18 protein-coding genes are annotated in these 14,142 nt (G+C 66.2%); 12 read left to right on the top strand and 6 right to left on the bottom strand.

Going from position 1 to position 14,142, the window contains the following annotated elements; genetic code table 11:
• Nucleotides 1-51 precede the first annotated feature (51 nt).
• The 4 genes from A5646_RS15585 to A5646_RS15575 all read left to right on the top strand — a co-directional run bounded on the left by A5646_RS15585 (nt 52) and on the right by A5646_RS15575 (nt 3,460).
• Entirely contained in the window at nt 52-792 is a 741-nt protein-coding gene (locus A5646_RS15585; RefSeq protein WP_067022486.1) for an SDR family NAD(P)-dependent oxidoreductase, read from the top strand.
• 99 nt (nt 793-891) lie between these two features.
• Nucleotides 892-2,325 carry an FAD-binding oxidoreductase gene (locus tag A5646_RS15580; protein ID WP_067022484.1) on the top strand — a complete coding sequence of 478 codons (1,434 nt, stop codon included), beginning with the start codon at nt 892-894 and terminating at the stop codon, nt 2,323-2,325.
• Nucleotides 2,326-2,436: 111 nt separating this feature from the next.
• Complete coding sequence (locus A5646_RS29015; RefSeq protein WP_156748759.1) at nt 2,437-2,607, top strand: hypothetical protein; 171 nt, start codon at nt 2,437-2,439, stop codon at nt 2,605-2,607.
• Between the two features lie 175 nt (nt 2,608-2,782).
• Nucleotides 2,783-3,460 carry a Crp/Fnr family transcriptional regulator gene (locus A5646_RS15575; protein ID WP_067022482.1) on the top strand — a complete coding sequence of 226 codons (678 nt, stop codon included), beginning with the start codon at nt 2,783-2,785 and terminating at the stop codon, nt 3,458-3,460.
• Here A5646_RS15575 and A5646_RS15570 read toward each other — a convergent pair.
• Nucleotides 3,457-3,903, bottom strand: a complete 447-nt coding sequence (locus A5646_RS15570) for a VOC family protein (protein ID WP_067022480.1) — start codon at nt 3,901-3,903, stop codon at nt 3,457-3,459. The genes A5646_RS15575 and A5646_RS15570 overlap by 4 nt on opposite strands.
• Before the next feature lie 37 nt (nt 3,904-3,940).
• On the bottom strand, nt 3,941-4,696 hold the full coding sequence (locus tag A5646_RS15565) for an alpha/beta fold hydrolase (RefSeq protein ID WP_067022541.1): 756 nt from the start codon (nt 4,694-4,696) through the stop codon (nt 3,941-3,943).
• Here A5646_RS15565 and A5646_RS29950 point away from each other — a divergent pair.
• Entirely contained in the window at nt 4,592-4,873 is a 282-nt protein-coding gene (locus A5646_RS29950) for a hypothetical protein (protein ID WP_231998343.1), read from the top strand. The genes A5646_RS15565 and A5646_RS29950 overlap by 105 nt on opposite strands.
• Nucleotides 4,874-4,929: 56 nt before the next feature.
• Here A5646_RS29950 and A5646_RS15560 read toward each other — a convergent pair whose 3' ends face one another.
• The gene (locus tag A5646_RS15560; RefSeq protein WP_066861112.1) at nt 4,930-5,268 is read right to left on the bottom strand and encodes a nitroreductase/quinone reductase family protein; all 339 of its coding nucleotides are present in this window, start codon (nt 5,266-5,268) and stop codon (nt 4,930-4,932) included.
• 133 nt (nt 5,269-5,401) lie between these two features.
• Between A5646_RS15560 and A5646_RS15555 the strand changes: the two genes are divergently transcribed.
• Together A5646_RS15555 and A5646_RS15550 are read left to right on the top strand one after the other, a co-directional pair.
• A complete protein-coding gene (locus A5646_RS15555) occupies nt 5,402-5,755 on the top strand; it encodes a UBP-type zinc finger domain-containing protein (RefSeq protein WP_066861116.1) in 354 nt (117 codons plus the stop codon).
• 188 nt (nt 5,756-5,943) lie between these two features.
• The gene (locus A5646_RS15550; protein WP_067022478.1) at nt 5,944-7,557 is read left to right on the top strand and encodes an MFS transporter; all 1,614 of its coding nucleotides are present in this window, start codon (nt 5,944-5,946) and stop codon (nt 7,555-7,557) included.
• A 132-nt stretch (nt 7,558-7,689) separates the two neighbouring features.
• Here the strand turns inward: A5646_RS15550 and A5646_RS15545 are convergent, their stop codons facing one another.
• Nucleotides 7,690-8,541 (bottom strand): LysR family transcriptional regulator, encoded by an 852-nt coding sequence (locus tag A5646_RS15545; protein WP_067022476.1) that lies wholly within the window; start codon nt 8,539-8,541, stop codon nt 7,690-7,692.
• 145 nt (nt 8,542-8,686) lie between these two features.
• On the opposite strand from A5646_RS15545, the gene A5646_RS15540 reads away from it, so the two are divergent.
• From A5646_RS15540 to A5646_RS15525, 4 genes are all read left to right on the top strand, one after another.
• Nucleotides 8,687-9,634: a DMT family transporter gene (locus A5646_RS15540; protein WP_231998341.1), complete on the top strand. Its 948-nt coding sequence runs from the start codon at nt 8,687-8,689 to the stop codon at nt 9,632-9,634.
• An 84-nt stretch (nt 9,635-9,718) separates the two neighbouring features.
• Nucleotides 9,719-10,477 carry an esterase gene (locus tag A5646_RS15535; RefSeq protein WP_067022474.1) on the top strand — a complete coding sequence of 253 codons (759 nt, stop codon included), beginning with the start codon at nt 9,719-9,721 and terminating at the stop codon, nt 10,475-10,477.
• 27 nt (nt 10,478-10,504) lie between these two features.
• Complete coding sequence (locus A5646_RS15530) at nt 10,505-10,942, top strand: SgcJ/EcaC family oxidoreductase (protein WP_067022472.1); 438 nt, start codon at nt 10,505-10,507, stop codon at nt 10,940-10,942.
• Between the two features lie 43 nt (nt 10,943-10,985).
• Nucleotides 10,986-11,576 (top strand): arsinothricin resistance N-acetyltransferase ArsN1 family B, encoded by a 591-nt coding sequence (locus A5646_RS15525; RefSeq protein WP_067022471.1) that lies wholly within the window; start codon nt 10,986-10,988, stop codon nt 11,574-11,576.
• 88 nt (nt 11,577-11,664) lie between these two features.
• On the opposite strand, the gene A5646_RS15520 is transcribed toward A5646_RS15525, so the two are convergent.
• Together A5646_RS15520 and A5646_RS15515 are read right to left on the bottom strand one after the other, a co-directional pair.
• Nucleotides 11,665-12,417, bottom strand: a complete 753-nt coding sequence (locus A5646_RS15520) for an Mce protein (RefSeq protein WP_067022463.1) — start codon at nt 12,415-12,417, stop codon at nt 11,665-11,667.
• A complete protein-coding gene (locus A5646_RS15515) occupies nt 12,408-13,016 on the bottom strand; it encodes a hypothetical protein (RefSeq protein WP_067022461.1) in 609 nt (202 codons plus the stop codon). Before A5646_RS15515 ends, A5646_RS15520 begins: the two co-directional genes overlap by 10 nt.
• Nucleotides 13,017-13,278: 262 nt before the next feature.
• Between A5646_RS15515 and A5646_RS15510 the strand changes: the two genes are divergently transcribed.
• The gene (locus tag A5646_RS15510) at nt 13,279-14,142 is read left to right on the top strand and encodes an ABC transporter permease (protein WP_067022459.1); all 864 of its coding nucleotides are present in this window, start codon (nt 13,279-13,281) and stop codon (nt 14,140-14,142) included.

The following is a 14,142-nucleotide window of genomic DNA, read 5'->3' as shown; positions in this document are numbered from 1 at the left end:
CCCACCAAGTAGTCTGCCGAATCGACTGTCGCCAAGAAGGACGGAACGGGCATGGCTGCACTACAAGACAAAGTGGCGTTGGTGACCGGGGCGTCGTCGGGCCTCGGCGCAGAAACCGCAAAGTTGTTCTCCCGGCAGGGCGCAACGGTTTTCGGCATCGGCCGCGATGCCCGGCGCCTGGCTGACGTCTTCGCCGATATCGAAAGCGGCGGGTTTGCGTCGGTGGACATCGGGTCGGCGCAGGCCTGCCGGGACGCGGTCGAGCAGTGCGTGCGTGATTTCGGTGGCCTCGACGTCCTGGTCAACGTCGCCGGGCGACACCAGATGCGCCGCACCGAGTCGATGACCGACGACGACTGGGAACAGGACCTTGCGGTCAACCTCAACGGACCGTTCTACCTGTGCAGGGCTGCCCTGCCCCAGCTGCTGGAGCGCGGTGGAAACATCGTCAACGTCAGCTCCATCGCCGGCGTCGAGGGCCAGGCCTACTCGGCCGGCTACTGCGCCGCCAAGCATGGCCTGATCGGCCTCACCCGCGCGTTGGCCGTGGAATACACCGCGGACCGCTTGCGCGTCAACGCGGTATGTCCAGGCGGAATGCTCACGCCGCAGATCGAACAGTTCAGCGCGCCAGACGATCCCAACTACGACCTGATCATGCGCACGGCCTCACCGCGCGGCATGATGCAACCTCTCGACGTCGCCAACGTCATCGCATTCCTCGCCAGCGACGCCGCGGCGGCCATCCACGGCGCGGTCTATCGAGTCGACAACGGCAAAGGCGCCGGGTAACGGTTCGAGCACGTTTGGATCACCCCCCGACACGTCGTGCGGCACCGCGCTTGCCGTCGTTGACAATTCGAGGCATGAGGCAATCGCGGGAGCCCGACGATGGCGCGTGAGATCTCGCGGCAGCTGTTTTTGCGGGGCGCCGTCGGGGCGTTGGCCAGCGGCGCGGTCCTCGGCGCACCCCGGGTGGCCGCCGACCCGAGACCCACAGGTTGGGAGGGGCTGTCCACGGCGCTCGGCGGGAAGGTGGTGCTTCCGGACAGCCCCCAATTCGCCGGAGCCAAGCAGGTTTTCAACACCAACTACAACGGGTCGACGCCGGCGGCGGTCGTCACCCCGACATCGGCGGCCGACGTTCAGAAGGCGATGGCCTTCGCGGCAGCCCACAACCTGAAGGTCGCCCCCCGCAGCGGCGGACACTCCTATACCGGCGCGTCGACCGCGAACGGAACCATGGTGCTCGACCTGCGCCAACTGCCCGGGGACGCCAACTACGACGCCGCGACGGGACAGGTCACGGTGACGCCGGCCACGAGTCTGTACACGATGCACCGGACGCTGGCCGCTGCCGGTCGGGGCATCCCCACCGGTACCTGCCCGTCAGTCGGTGCCGCCGGGCATGCGCTCGGTGGCGGCATGGGGGCCCAATCCCGGCATGCCGGCCTGCTCTGTGACCAGCTGACGTCGGCGTCGGTGGTGCTGCCCAGCGGTCAAGCGGTCACCGCGTCCGCCGCCAGCAATCCCGACCTGTTCTGGGCGCTGCGCGGCGGCGGTGGCGGCAACTTCGGCGTGACCACCTCCCTGACCTTCGCCACGTTTCCCACCAAAGACGTCGACGTCGTCAACCTCAACTTCCCGCCGCAGTCCTTCGCGCAGGTCCTCGTCGGTTGGCAGAACTGGTTGCGCACCGCCGACCAGAACAGTTGGGCGTTGGCGGACGCCACCGTCGACGCGATGGGTGTGCATTGCCGGATCCTGGCGACCTGCCCGGCCGGGTCGGGCAACAGCGCCGCGGCCGCGATCACCCAGGCGGTGGGGCTGCAGCCGTCGGGCACGGAGAACCACACGTTCAACTACCTGGACCTGGTGAACTATCTGGCCGTCGGCAATCTCAACCCGTCACCGCTCGGCTATGTCGGTGGATCAGACGTCTTCACCACCGTCAACGCGGGCGTGGCGCAGGGGATCGCCGCGGCGGTCAATGCGTTTCCCCGCGGCGCCGGGCGCATGCTGGCCATCATGCACGCGCTGGACGGTGCCCTCGCCACGGTGGCGCCCGGAGCCACCGCTTTTCCGTGGCGGCGCCAGTCGGCGCTGGTGCAGTGGTATGTGGAAACGGGCGATCCCGCGGCCGCGACCAACTGGCTTACCACGGCACATCAAGCCGTGCAACAGTATTCGGTCGGCGGCTATGTCAACTACATCGAGGCCAACCAGTCGCCCTCGCGCTATTTCGGCCCGAACCTATCGCGGCTGAGCGCCGTGCGGCAGAAATACGATCCCGGCCGGATCATGTTTTCGGGGCTCAACTACTAGGGCCGAACGCCGTCCCGGGGCCGTCGTCCATGGGCAGTCGACACTCGGTGGTTAGACCGGCTTGGCACGGGGTACTTCCAGTGTGTCTTTGGCGAGTGAAGGGTTTAGCGAATGGCAATCGAGCACGGTCGTGCGCGGTGCCCCCGCTGCATGGCGTGGGCGCAGTACCGGTTTCTGGAACGCGATGACCACAAGCTCGAGTATCAGGTCGATTGTGATGCGTGCGGAAACCTGTACTCCGAGGTGACCATCGCGTCGACCGTCACCACGTCGGCGGCATAAGCGGCCCGCTCCGCCCACTCAACGGCGCGTCGCTGCACGTCCAGCCCGCGGCCTGACCTGCCGCGTTACGAATCTCGGGCCTGGTGTAAAGTCTGGACAGCGAGCCAAGACGCCCCCACTTTGGAGCAGCGCCTAGCGCGCGCAACGCCGTGCGAAACGCGTTGAAAGGGGCGGCGTGAACGAAGTATTGGCGCGAGCCGGCATCTTCCAGGGGATCGCTCCCGATGCGGTCGAGGCGTTGGCTCGCCACCTGGAGCACGTGTCGTTTCCGCGCCGGCGCACCGTCTTCGTCGAGGGCGAGCTGGGCGATGACCTCTACGTCATCCTGTCGGGTGCGGTGAAGATCCGCCATCAGACCACAGACGGTCGCGAAACCGTCTTCGCGGTGCTGGGTCCCGGGGACGTGTTCGGTGAGCTGGCGCTCTTCGATCCCGGTCCGCGGACCTCCACGGTGATCACCCTGACCGAGGTGGAAGCGGTCAGGATGGACCGTCGCGCGTTGCGGACATGGATTGTCGAACGCCCCGAAATTGCCGAGCAGCTGCTGCGGGTGCTGGCGCGCCGGCTTCGGCATACCAACAACACGCTGTGCGACCTGATCTTCACCGATGTCCCCGCCCGGGTGGCCAAGCAAATCCTGGACCTGGCAATGCGTTTCGGCACCAGCAGCGGGGGATCGGTGCTCGTCGAGCACCACCTCACGCAGAAGGAACTCGCCCAACTCGTTGGCTCGTCGCGCGAAACCGTCAACAAAGCCCTGTCCGACTTCGCCCAACGCGGATGGATCCGCCAGCAGGGCAAGGCCCTCATCATCGACCAACCCGCGAAACTGGCCCGCCGCGCCAGGGCTTAACGCCCCGCGTGCGCCAAGGGCACGGGCGCCGGCATCAGGACGATCGTCCACGCGTCCGGGTCGAGAAAGGCTATCGCCCCATTGCGGGCCCACCAGGGGTTGTCGAGCACGACCTGCTCGGCTCCCGCGCCGCGGCACCTGCTCGCGACCGCTTGCTGATCGTCAGCCGAGTTGAAGTAGAACACCAGCAGGTTCTCCCGCGTCGGCGCGGTTCCGTCGATACCGCCGCGATGGGCGACGAATTCGAGATTGTATTGATCGCCTGGCAGTCCGAACATGACGACCGCCCATTCGCCGTCATCCGCGGAATGCAGCTGGGGCAGCGACAACACGTCCCGGTAGAACCGGACTATCCGCTGCAGCTGGGCCGTGGGTCGGGCCACCCGGACCTGCACTGCGGGCAACGCCGACGGCCACGAACCGACACTAGGCATCTCAGGCATGCGGGCCCCTCTCTGGAATGCATAGACGAGTCAAACCCTAAGTGATCGACCAGAATTCAAGCAGGGTCCGCAAGGTCGCGACGAGGGGGAGCGGCTGGTCCAGCATCGGGTGGTGGCCGGCCAGGGCCAATTCCACGAACGGGCCACGCAGCTGAAGCAGGGAACGGATGCGTTCGGCCATCGCGGGAGGCACCAGCCCGGCCGCACACCGCAAATAGCCTACCCGGCAACGCATCGCGGCCAGCATGGTCTCCAGCGACTCCTCGTCGGCCGGTGTCGGTTCGAGAAATTCACCGCCGTAGATCGCCGGGTCGAACTTCCAGATCCAGCCCTCGTCGGTTTTGCGCACCGACTCGGCCGCTATGTGCTGTCGGATGTAGGGCAGGAGCAACTCCTGTGCGGGCACCGCCGTAAAGCGGGCCAGGATCTCATCTTTCGTCCGGTATTGGTTGTGCTTGTGCCTGCGCAGCCGCCCTTCCTCCGGGGCGCGCTCCCACAACGGGGAGTCGATCACCAGCATGCTGTTGATTTGGGGGCTGTAGTGCATCGCCGCCGTGGATACGACCCAACCGCCCATGCTGTGGCCGATGATGGTTGGTCGTCCGGCGGGTCCCGCGGCCGCGGCGGCCGCCATCACTTCGCTCGCCCACGTTCGTAAGTCGTAGCTGCCACGGGCTTCGCTGTCCCCGTGCCCGGAAAGATCCGGCGCGATCACCCGATGGGTTTGGAGAAAGAACGGCGCGATGTGATCCCACCAACCCGAGTGCGCTCCACCACCGTGGACGAGGACCACCGGCGGTTGATCGGCATCACCCCAGACGCGCAGATGTATGCGGCAACCGTCGACGTCCACGTCGACGTGGTCCGGCCTGTGATTCAGTGCTGCGGTGAACCAGGCTGGCGTGATCGGCATCTGGCGCGAACGGGCAAACAGTTTTCGACCTCCGAGGACTCAAACACCCTGTCGTGAAGCAGTTTCCGCTCGGTGCCGCCCACGGCGGTTCGCCCGGTTGGGCATTATGGAGTTCACGAATGCGCCTCGGCGAGCCGCACCGTGACGGTTACGCGTCCTCTTTCATCCTGCTTGGCGACGGCATGTCCAGCGCGGTCGGCCCCGTCGAGGCGCAAGGTCAGGGGTCCGCCGGTGTTCAGGAAGTTGCGCCACCACGTCTTCGCCTCGGGTATGCCGACGCCGATGACGATCTCGTTCCCGCTACGTCGATAGGACACCGGGATGCTGAAGGTGCGCCCGGAGCGTCTACCCGTGTAGGTCAGCATGGTGATGTTGCGGTTGAGCAGTCCGCCGAAGCGGCGGGAGTTGGCCAGCGCGGCTATCGGCGCATTGAAAAGGGGCGCGGCTCGCATCAGGAGGCGGCCAAGTTGTTCGGAACGCACGTGGAAAGTATCGCAGCAAACGTGGTGCCGGCCGCAGGGACAAGCGGGTAGCATCCCCGCGCAGATGCGCTAACAGCTGCCATGCACGAGGGAGGGGGCGCCGATGACTGCTCCTGTCGACCCTTCGGTACCGCCCAGCGGCGTGGGCTGCCTCGAGTGCGACGCGACCGGCGGTTGGTGGGTGCACCTGCGTCGTTGTGCGGCTTGCGGGCACATCGGCTGCTGCGACGACTCGTTCTCTCGCCATGCGACCAAGCACTGGCAGCAGACCGGGCATCCGATCATCCGGTCATTCGAGCCGGGCGAGGATTGGTTCTGGAACTACGAGGCCAACGACTACTACGAGGGTCCCGAGCTCGCGCCGCCCGAGTGCCGCCCCGAGGATCAGTCGGTTCCCGGGCCGCGCGGGCGGGTTCCACACAACTGGTTCGAGCTGCTGCGCCATCGAGACGGCTAACGCTTCGCGTGGCGGGCGTGCGGGGCCCGGTTTAGACTCTTAATCCCGCTACCACGCGAAAGGCGTTCTGTCATGCCAGAGGTCGATCTCGGCTCGCCGTTGGCATTCGCCGACCCCCTCGCGTGTGTGGCCGCCGATGCGCTTCGCTGTGGTATGCGGTTCGAGCACGGTGGTGGCCCGCAGATCCAATGGTGATTCAGGATCGGGAGAGCGCCGAGGCTGAGCAGCCGTCGGCATGGGCACCGCTCCGCAACCGCGTGTACCGCAGCCTGTTCATCGCGCAGCTGGCGTCCAACGTCGGGACATGGATGCAAAGCGTTGCGGCCCAATGGTTCTTGGTGGAAAAGCACAGTAGCGACGTCATCGTGGCGCTGGTGCAGACTGCGAGCCTCGGACCGACGCTGCTGCTAGGTCTTTGCGCCGGCGTACTCGCCGACCTGTTCGACCGGCGGCGGTTGCTCTTTGTCCTGCAGTCCTACGCGGTGCTGGTCGCCTTGGCGCTGGCAGTGCTGACCTACCTCGGGCGGATGACCCCGACGTCGCTGCTGGCGTTCACCGTGGCCATCGGTTGCGCCTCCGCACTGGCCGGGCCGGCCTGGCAGGCGATCCAGCCCGAGGTCGTCCCTCGCGAGCAGATACCGGCCGCTTCGACCCTGGGCAGCGTCGCGGGCAACGCCGCACGAGCGATCGGACCGGCGATCGGGGGTGTCGTGGTGGCCGTGTCCGGACCCGCGGCGGCCTTTGCCATCAACGCGGTGTCGTTCGCCGGAATCATCGTTGCCCTCGCCGCCTGGAAGCGGCCCAAGCAATTCGCCCCGTTGGAGCGGGAACATTTCGGCCACGCCATCCTCACCGGTCTGCTCTATGTCGACAACAGCCCCATCTTCCGCAGGATCCTGTTGCGCGCGGTGCTTTTCCTGTTTCCGGCGTCGGCCGTGCTCGCCCTGCTGCCGGTGGCCGCGGCACACCGGTGGCACCTGGGCGCCAGCGGCTACGGGGTGGCGCTGGCGGCGATCGGCTTGGGGGCCGTGCTTTCGGTGGCGTTTGCCGCACGGTTACGCCAGCAGGTTTCCGATAACGTCCTGCTGGCCGGGTCGGCCGCCGTGTACGCCTTGGCACCGCTGGCGGTGGCGTGGCTGCCGTTCGCCGCGGCGACTCCGCTCTTGGTGCTGTCCGGTGCGTCATGGCTGATCACCCTGACGACGTTGAACGCCGCGGCGCAGCTTTCCCTGCCGCGTTGGGTGCGCGCTCGGGGCCTTGCGGTGTATCTGCTCGTCGCGACCGGATCTCAGGCGATCGGCTCCTACGTCTGGGGTGCGCTCGCCACGCGGGCGGGGATGCACACCGCGCTGATCGGGTCGGCGGTGGTGCTCGGCGTCGTCGCCCTCAGCATCTTCATCCTCCCGCTGCTGCCCTGCACCGGGACGCTGAGCGTCGACGTTTCCACCGCCTGGCCGTCACCCACCCTGGTGTTCGAACCATGCCCGCAGGATGGGCCGGTGCTGGTGACCGTCCGCTATCAGGTTCCGCCCGCGAACCTCCACGACTTCACCGAAGCGATGCGCGCGGTCAGGCAGTCCCGCCTGCGGACCGGCGGACACAGTTGGCGCCTGTATCACAGTGTCGGACAACCGGATACGTTTCTCGAGAGGTTTACGGTGGCCTCCTGGACCGAATTCGAGCGCCAGCGCACCGAGCGCTGGCTGGAATACGACACCGAGGGTGTCACCAAGGCAATGGGTTACACCGTAGACCGCAGTCGACAGCACGAGTACTTCCTGGCGCTGCGATTACGCCGCTGAACCGCGGGGGACGGTTGGAGCGATCCCGTGAGTCTTGACGCCGCATGGGCGGCTCCGGCCGAGCACGGCTACGACGCGACGACACGAACGGCATCGCGGCAAGGGCCGGCGTCCGCAAGGACGCGAACCGAATCAGGTTGCGGCGGCCAGCAAGTCGCGCACCGCATCATCGACAGTCGCCAGCAAGTCGGGGTCGATGCCGTGACGGCCGCGCACCAGTATCGAGGCGTTGTTGGCGGGCGGCAGCCCCTCGGCCAGACTGAGCCCGTCGGGGAACTTACCGATCATCGGCAGCAGTGCCACACCGAGCCCCGATCGCACCGCCGCGTAGAGGCCGGACAAATCACCGCACTCGGCGGCGATCTCGTACTCGATATGGTGGCCTTCCAGAATCGCGAAGGCCGGCTCACGCAATGTGCACGGCTCGGCGAAAATCACCAGCGGCAGCGGCTCTCGCGGTGAGAGCGTCAGTGTGCGCGCGGAAACCCATTGCAACTGAACAACTCCCGACGCATTAGCGCGGTCCAGACCCGCCCCGTCGAGCATGATGGCCAGATCGACCAAACCGCGGTCGATCGAATCGGCCAGCGACACATTGCGGTCGAGCCGGAAGCGCACCCGCAGGTCGGGGAGTCGCTCGCGCAACACCCGGGACAGGCCGGCAAGCATCACATCGGCGCCGTGTTCGGTGGCGCCGATGGTCAGGACCTTGTGTTCGGTCGCACCCAGGTCATCGAGCGCGTTGTCGTGCGCCGCCAATATCGTGCGCGCATGGCGTAGTGCCTTCTGCCCGACCTCGGTGAAGGCGACCCCCCGTCCCGAGCGTTGCACTATCGGTTCACCGACCACCGCTTCGATGCGGCGCAGATGCTGGCTGACCGCGGACTGGCTCAGGTGCAGGGCGGCGGCGGCACGGTGGAAACCGCCGCAGTCGGCGACGGCGACGAGGCTGCGCAGCGGCGCGATATCGAGCACCTGGGGCATAGCCGCACTGTAATCCGATCAATCAAACTAATCAATAATCGGCAACCAAGTCGCGAATAAGCACGCCTGCCGGGGGAGCGATAAGGTCTCGCGATCAATCGTGATCGCCAATAATCGTTGGACTGCGTCGGTCGTTCAAGCCAACATGGGTGGCATGCCTCTGCCCCGCATGCCAGTCACCACCGCCACGGCGGTGACCTTCTTCTACGCCCTCGGATACCCGATCGGCACCCTGGCCGTAACCGCCATGACGCCGATGGCCGCGCTGGTGCTGCGATTTAGTTTGGCCGCAACGATCCTGGCGATCTGGTCGATCGTGGTCAGGGCCGGCTGGCCGCGCGGAGCGCAGTTCGGCCACGTCCTGGTCACGGGTCTGCTGATCCAGGGCGTGCAGTTCTGCTGTTTGTACGAGGCCGTTCAGCTCGGGGCGCCGGCGGTGCTTTGTGCGGTGGTGATTGCGATGAATCCGGTGGCCACCGCGATCCTGGCGACGACGTTCCTGCGGGAGCCGCTCGGCGTCCTGCGAGTGGTTGCGCTGGCGCTCGGCGTCGTCGCGGTGCTGGCCGCCTGTTCCCGAAGGCTGATGAGCACCCACGGCGTCGATCCGGTCATCGTGTTGCTTGTCGTTGGACTGCTTGGACTTTCGGCGGGCGGCGTGTATCAGCAGCGGTTCTGCACCGGCGTCGACTTCCGGGTGATGAGTGCCATGCAGAATGCCGTCGGGTTGATACCCGCCGCGGCGTTCGCGATCGTCACGCCGTTCACGGTCCACGACGGCGTCAAGGCGGTGATCGCGGTCAGCGGCATGGTCCTGCTGAACGCCACGCTCGCGGTGAGCCTCTACGTGCGGGCCATCAATACCCACGGTGCAACGGCGGTGGCGATGCTGTTCGCCGTCATTCCCGCCGTGGCCGGAGTGTTGTCGTGGATGATCCTGGATCAACGTCCCGATGCGGGGATCGCGGTCGGCCTGGTGCTGGGAGGGCTCGCGTGCTGGATCAACACCCGGGCCTCCGGCCGGCGCCGACCAGCGAGGGTGGACGCGCCCGCCGCTAGGCTGCCGCAGGGCGAGTTGCAGGACGCGCCGCGCTGAGGCCGCGAGCGCGCGCCTTGGGCGCAGCGGCATTGCCGATAGCTCGTCGACCGTCCGTTCATCCGACGTTGCCCGTCTGTGACAATGCACCCTGCGGGTTATGCAACGGAGGCATGGGTGAACTTTGGCAGGGGGCGTCGTCCAGGATCACGGTGGGTCGCGGCGGTGGTGGCAGCCTTTGCATCGGCAGCCGCGTTCACGTGCCCTGCCGTTGCCCGCGCGGACGCGCAACTGTGCGACCCGGCGAGCGTCGACACCAATCAAATGTGCCACTTCGACGCCTCGGCTCCACTGTCGGACATCAGCATGGTGTTTCCGGCCAACTATCCCGACGAGCAGACGATGATCGGCTATCTGACCAAGGTCAACGACGACTTCGGCAGCGCGCGCGGACCGGTGAACGCGCTGAAATCGCCGACAGCGCTGAAGGTTACCGGTACCCGGTACAGTTCGGGTCCCCCGGCCTCCGGCACCCAGTCGGTTGTCACCGAGATCTATCAGAATCTCGGCGCCGCCCACCCGTTGGTGTGGTACAGATCCTTCAACTTCAACCTGGCCAACCAACAACCGATCACCTTCGATGCGTTGTTCCGGCCGGGAAGTCAACCGCTGCAAACAATCTTGCCGATCGTGCAGAAGACCCTGGCCGACCGGTATCGGGCGAAGGTGTCGATTCCGCCGGCCACCGGGCTCCAGCCGACCAACTACCAGAGTTTCGCGATCACCAATGACGCGATCGTGTTCTTCTTCGATCAGAACGCGCTGCAGCCGGCGATGGAAGCGACGCAAGTGTCGGTGCCGCGCAATGCGATCGCGTCGATGATCAGTCCCGAGATCGCGTAGCCGGATAACCCACCCGCGGGAGGCGTCATGACAGCCGGCGACCAGCAGGCCGACGAGCAAGCCATTCGGGCGCTCATCGATCGACAGGTAATTGCCTGGGCCGCAGGCGATCCCGTGGGTTACGCGAGCGTGTTCACCACCGACGCCGACTACATCACCTTTCTGGGCGGCCGTCACGTCGGACGCGATGCCATCGCGGCATCGTATGTTCCGCTCTTCAGGAAGCTGCTCAACCGAACACAGCTGCGAGTAGACATCGTCGGGGTCCGATTTCTCACACCCGACGTTGCGCTGATCCACGCGAACGCGTCGGTGGTCAGAGCGGGACGACGGCGCAGTCGCCGCAACGCCCGCGTGAACACCAGCGTGGCCGTGCGGGCGGACGGTCGCTGGCAACTCGTCGCCTCGCAGAACACCGCACACCGGTGGATCGCCGAAAAGCTCATGGCTAAATTCTTTTCCTGAAGCATCGCCGCCCGACTAGCGTTGTGTGGTCATGAGGGTGCGAATGGCCACGGCGCAGGACGCAAATGCGGTCGCGCAGATCTATCTGCCCTACGTGCGCGACACGGCGATCTCCTTCGAGGCGACGCCCCCAGGCGCCGACGAGATGCGCTCCCGGATGACGAGGACGCTCGCGCGGCTGCCCTGGCTGGTCGTGGCCGACGGTGATCGAGTCAAGGGGTTCGCCTACGCGAGTCCGCACCGCGCGCGTGAGGCATACCGCTGGTCGGTCGACGTCTCGTTGTACCTGGATGCATCGATTCACCGCCGAGGCCACGGCCGCCGGCTTTACGTAGCGCTATTCAATGTGCTTGTCGCACAAGGCTATGTCAACGCGTATGCGGGCATTGCGTTACCCAACTCCGCCAGCGTCGGCTTGCACGAAGCGCTGGGTTTCACGCCGGTTGGCACCTTCCGCGGCGTCGGTTTCAAACACGAAACGTGGTGGGACGTCGGCTGGTGGCATCGCCGGCTGGTCGAACCGCCCCCCGCGCCGCCGGAGCCGATGGCCTGGTTCCAACTGCCCGATCACGCCCTCGACACCGCCCTCGCCGCACCCACGGACAGCGGTTTCACCGGAGGATGCGCTCGATGACCCCGCTGCTGTGGGACCAGCACACGTGTCCACCGCTCAAGGCGGTCGCCGACCACCACGGCCTCGAGTCGACTCTAGGGCAACAGCTTCAAGGCAGATCAACCTTGCTGGCCAGCCAGCGGCCGTCCACCTTCTCCATGGTCACCTTGACGCGGCTGCGATCCAGCTGAGGGGCCGGGGCGGCCCCATTGCTCACCGACTGGTCGACGAACAGCACCACGTCCACCTTGTCTTCGGTGGCGGACTGGACCGCGGCCTCGATCACACTCCCATGCGCCGCCGCCTTGTTGTCGATGAGCGTCTGGCGCAGCTGGGCGCTGGATTTGGTGTACATGTCCTTGAATTCACCGGTCGACCCGTCGAGGACGTCGGTGAAGTTCTTGTCGATTGCATTGGTGTCCACACTGGTGAGCGTGAGAACGTACTTCTTGGCCGCAGCCAGTGCCTGGGCGGCCGCGACCTCCCGCTGGTGGTGCTGAAACAACAGCCAGCCCTCGTAACCCGAACCCGCGATCAAGACGGCCAGCACGGCCGCGGCGGTCCAGCGAACGGCGTTGAACCGGCGAGGCTTTCGGGCATCCGGGCGCGCCTCGTCCGCGAGCCCCTGGTTGTCGCCCGCCGTGTCGGGCTCGGCGGTCTCCTCGGCGTCGTCGCTCGTGTCGGGTGATACGTCGGCCGGCGTCACATCGCCGCCGGACTCGTCGGCATCGGCGCCCGTGGGCGCCGGTGGATGCGTCGCGTCATTGCCGATATCCGCCACGGCGAGGCGAAAGCGGCTTACCAACCACGTTCCCGGGTTGCCGACTGGTCGTAGTGCTGGGCGGTGATTCATCAGTTGCATGCGCCGGAGTCGCGAAGCGCGTTCGCCCAGCCGGTGGCCGAGACGATGTTCGCGTGGGTGACTCCTGACGGATCCTTTCTCTTGATGCTGTCGCTGATGCGCGACAGTTGAAATGCCAAGTGCGTCATCGATTCACCGCCGTAAACCGGCGAGTACGGTCCGAAGTTGTCGGGCTGGTTGGTAATGATCAGTGGCTTGACTCGAGGCGCCAGGAACGCCGTCGACTGGTCGATGTTGGCGACCACGGCGCGGGCGTATCCCTGCACGCGGCCGACCGAGTAATCGTCATGCCGGTCGCCGAGGTAGCGGTTGAAGTCGTTGATCTGGTCCATCAGCGGTTCGAACTGCGCCTTGAACCACTGGCACGAGTCCGACATTCCGCCGATCATCTCCGGTGTCACCCGTGCGGTGAACGTGTTGTACGGCCAGATGTCGAAGTTCGGCGACCATTCACTGGGCGCGGGCGTGAAAACCGGCAATGGCGGCGGGGGCTGGCCGGCATCGGCGGCGGCATATCCGGACAGCGAGATGGCAACGGCCAGTGCTGGACCGGCGCACGATAGGCCGCCACCTGCTCGTCGCAACCTCGTCAGATTCATCCGCTCTTCCCCAGGAATACGATATCCCGCGGTCACCGAATACCGAACCACTATCTCATTGCCAAACGATCATTAACATCAGCGCCATGGTAGGGGATCTTCTCGCGAAGCCCGCGATGCGTCAAGGGGCCATTACCAGGCGAAGCAGCGAGATGACCACGGGTCACCGTGGGAGAACGCGTCCCGACGTGGCGGCGAAGGCGACGCAGTCGACGGAGTCGGATCTTTCGCAGAAGCCGAGCAGCGGTTAACATAGCCGCCCGTGGGGGCACAGCGACCGTTCACCGATGACCGAGCGTCCGAGGGCGTGGCCACTATCCAGGAGTGGTCCGCGGGGTACGTTGTGCGGCACCCCCTGGCCTCACTCAACACCCTCGGCGAGCAGTACATCCTCGCGCTGCGCACCATCGAGTACTGCATGGTCGACCTGTTCACCGGGCGCTTCCAATGGGCCGAGTTCATCCGCCAGGGCGCGTTCATGGCCGCCACGGCGGTGCTGCCGACGGTGCTGGTGGCGCTGCCGATCGGGGTGACCCTGTCCATCCAGTTCGCCCTGCTGGCCAACCAGGTCGGGGCGACGTCACTCGCCGGAGCGGCCAGTGGGCTCGCGGTGATTCGCCAGGCCGCCTCGCTGGTGGCCGCGGTCCTCATGGCGTCCGCCGTCGGGTCCGCGATCACCGCCGATCTCGGTTCCCGCACCATGCGCGAGGAGACCGACGCCATGGAGGTGATGGGTGTTTCGGTTATTCGCCGCCTGGTGGTGCCGCGCTTCGCCGCGGCCGTCATGGTCGGCGTTGCCCTGACCGGAATCACTTGCTTCGTCGGGTTTTTGGCCAGCTACCTGTTCAACGTCTACTTCCAGCGCGGCGCGCCCGGGAGCTTCGTGGCGACCTTCTCGTCGTTCGCCACCACCGAGGACATGGTCGTAGCGTTGCTCAAAGCCGTCATCTACGGCGCCATCGTGGCGGTAATCGCCTGTCAGAAAGGGCTTTTCACCAAGGGCGGTCCGGCGGGCGTCGCGAATTCGGTCAACGCCGCCGTGGTGGAATCGATTCTGGTGCTGATGATCGTCAACGTCGGGATCAGCGAGCTGTACAACGCGTTGTATCCCAGGACCGGGTTGTGA

It is taken from the genome of Mycobacterium sp. 1245499.0 (assembly GCF_001673615.1).
Classification (GTDB): domain Bacteria; phylum Actinomycetota; class Actinomycetes; order Mycobacteriales; family Mycobacteriaceae; genus Mycobacterium; species Mycobacterium europaeum_A.
Note: the sequence above shows the minus strand (reverse complement) of the source record. Positions and strands in the feature narration are given on the sequence as shown.

What these genes read in the sequence shown, in the direction of transcription:
- A5646_RS15585 (WP_067022486.1), top strand. Translation starts at nt 52, where the DNA reads ATGGCTGCACTACAAGACAAAGTGGCGTTGGTGACCGGGGCGTCGTCG.
- A5646_RS15580 (WP_067022484.1), top strand. Translation starts at nt 892, where the DNA reads ATGGCGCGTGAGATCTCGCGGCAGCTGTTTTTGCGGGGCGCCGTCGGG.
- A5646_RS29015 (WP_156748759.1), top strand. Translation starts at nt 2,437, where the DNA reads ATGGCAATCGAGCACGGTCGTGCGCGGTGCCCCCGCTGCATGGCGTGG.
- A5646_RS15570 (WP_067022480.1), bottom strand. Translation starts at nt 3,903, where the DNA reads ATGCCTGAGATGCCTAGTGTCGGTTCGTGGCCGTCGGCGTTGCCCGCA.
- A5646_RS15560 (WP_066861112.1), bottom strand. Translation starts at nt 5,268, where the DNA reads ATGCGAGCCGCGCCCCTTTTCAATGCGCCGATAGCCGCGCTGGCCAAC.
- A5646_RS15555 (WP_066861116.1), top strand. Translation starts at nt 5,402, where the DNA reads ATGACTGCTCCTGTCGACCCTTCGGTACCGCCCAGCGGCGTGGGCTGC.
- A5646_RS15550 (WP_067022478.1), top strand. Translation starts at nt 5,944, where the DNA reads ATGGTGATTCAGGATCGGGAGAGCGCCGAGGCTGAGCAGCCGTCGGCA.
- A5646_RS15545 (WP_067022476.1), bottom strand. Translation starts at nt 8,541, where the DNA reads ATGCCCCAGGTGCTCGATATCGCGCCGCTGCGCAGCCTCGTCGCCGTC.
- A5646_RS15540 (WP_231998341.1), top strand. Translation starts at nt 8,687, where the DNA reads ATGGGTGGCATGCCTCTGCCCCGCATGCCAGTCACCACCGCCACGGCG.
- A5646_RS15535 (WP_067022474.1), top strand. Translation starts at nt 9,719, where the DNA reads ATGCACCCTGCGGGTTATGCAACGGAGGCATGGGTGAACTTTGGCAGG.
- A5646_RS15530 (WP_067022472.1), top strand. Translation starts at nt 10,505, where the DNA reads ATGACAGCCGGCGACCAGCAGGCCGACGAGCAAGCCATTCGGGCGCTC.
- A5646_RS15525 (WP_067022471.1), top strand. Translation starts at nt 10,986, where the DNA reads ATGGCCACGGCGCAGGACGCAAATGCGGTCGCGCAGATCTATCTGCCC.
- A5646_RS15520 (WP_067022463.1), bottom strand. Translation starts at nt 12,417, where the DNA reads ATGCAACTGATGAATCACCGCCCAGCACTACGACCAGTCGGCAACCCG.
- A5646_RS15515 (WP_067022461.1), bottom strand. Translation starts at nt 13,016, where the DNA reads ATGAATCTGACGAGGTTGCGACGAGCAGGTGGCGGCCTATCGTGCGCC.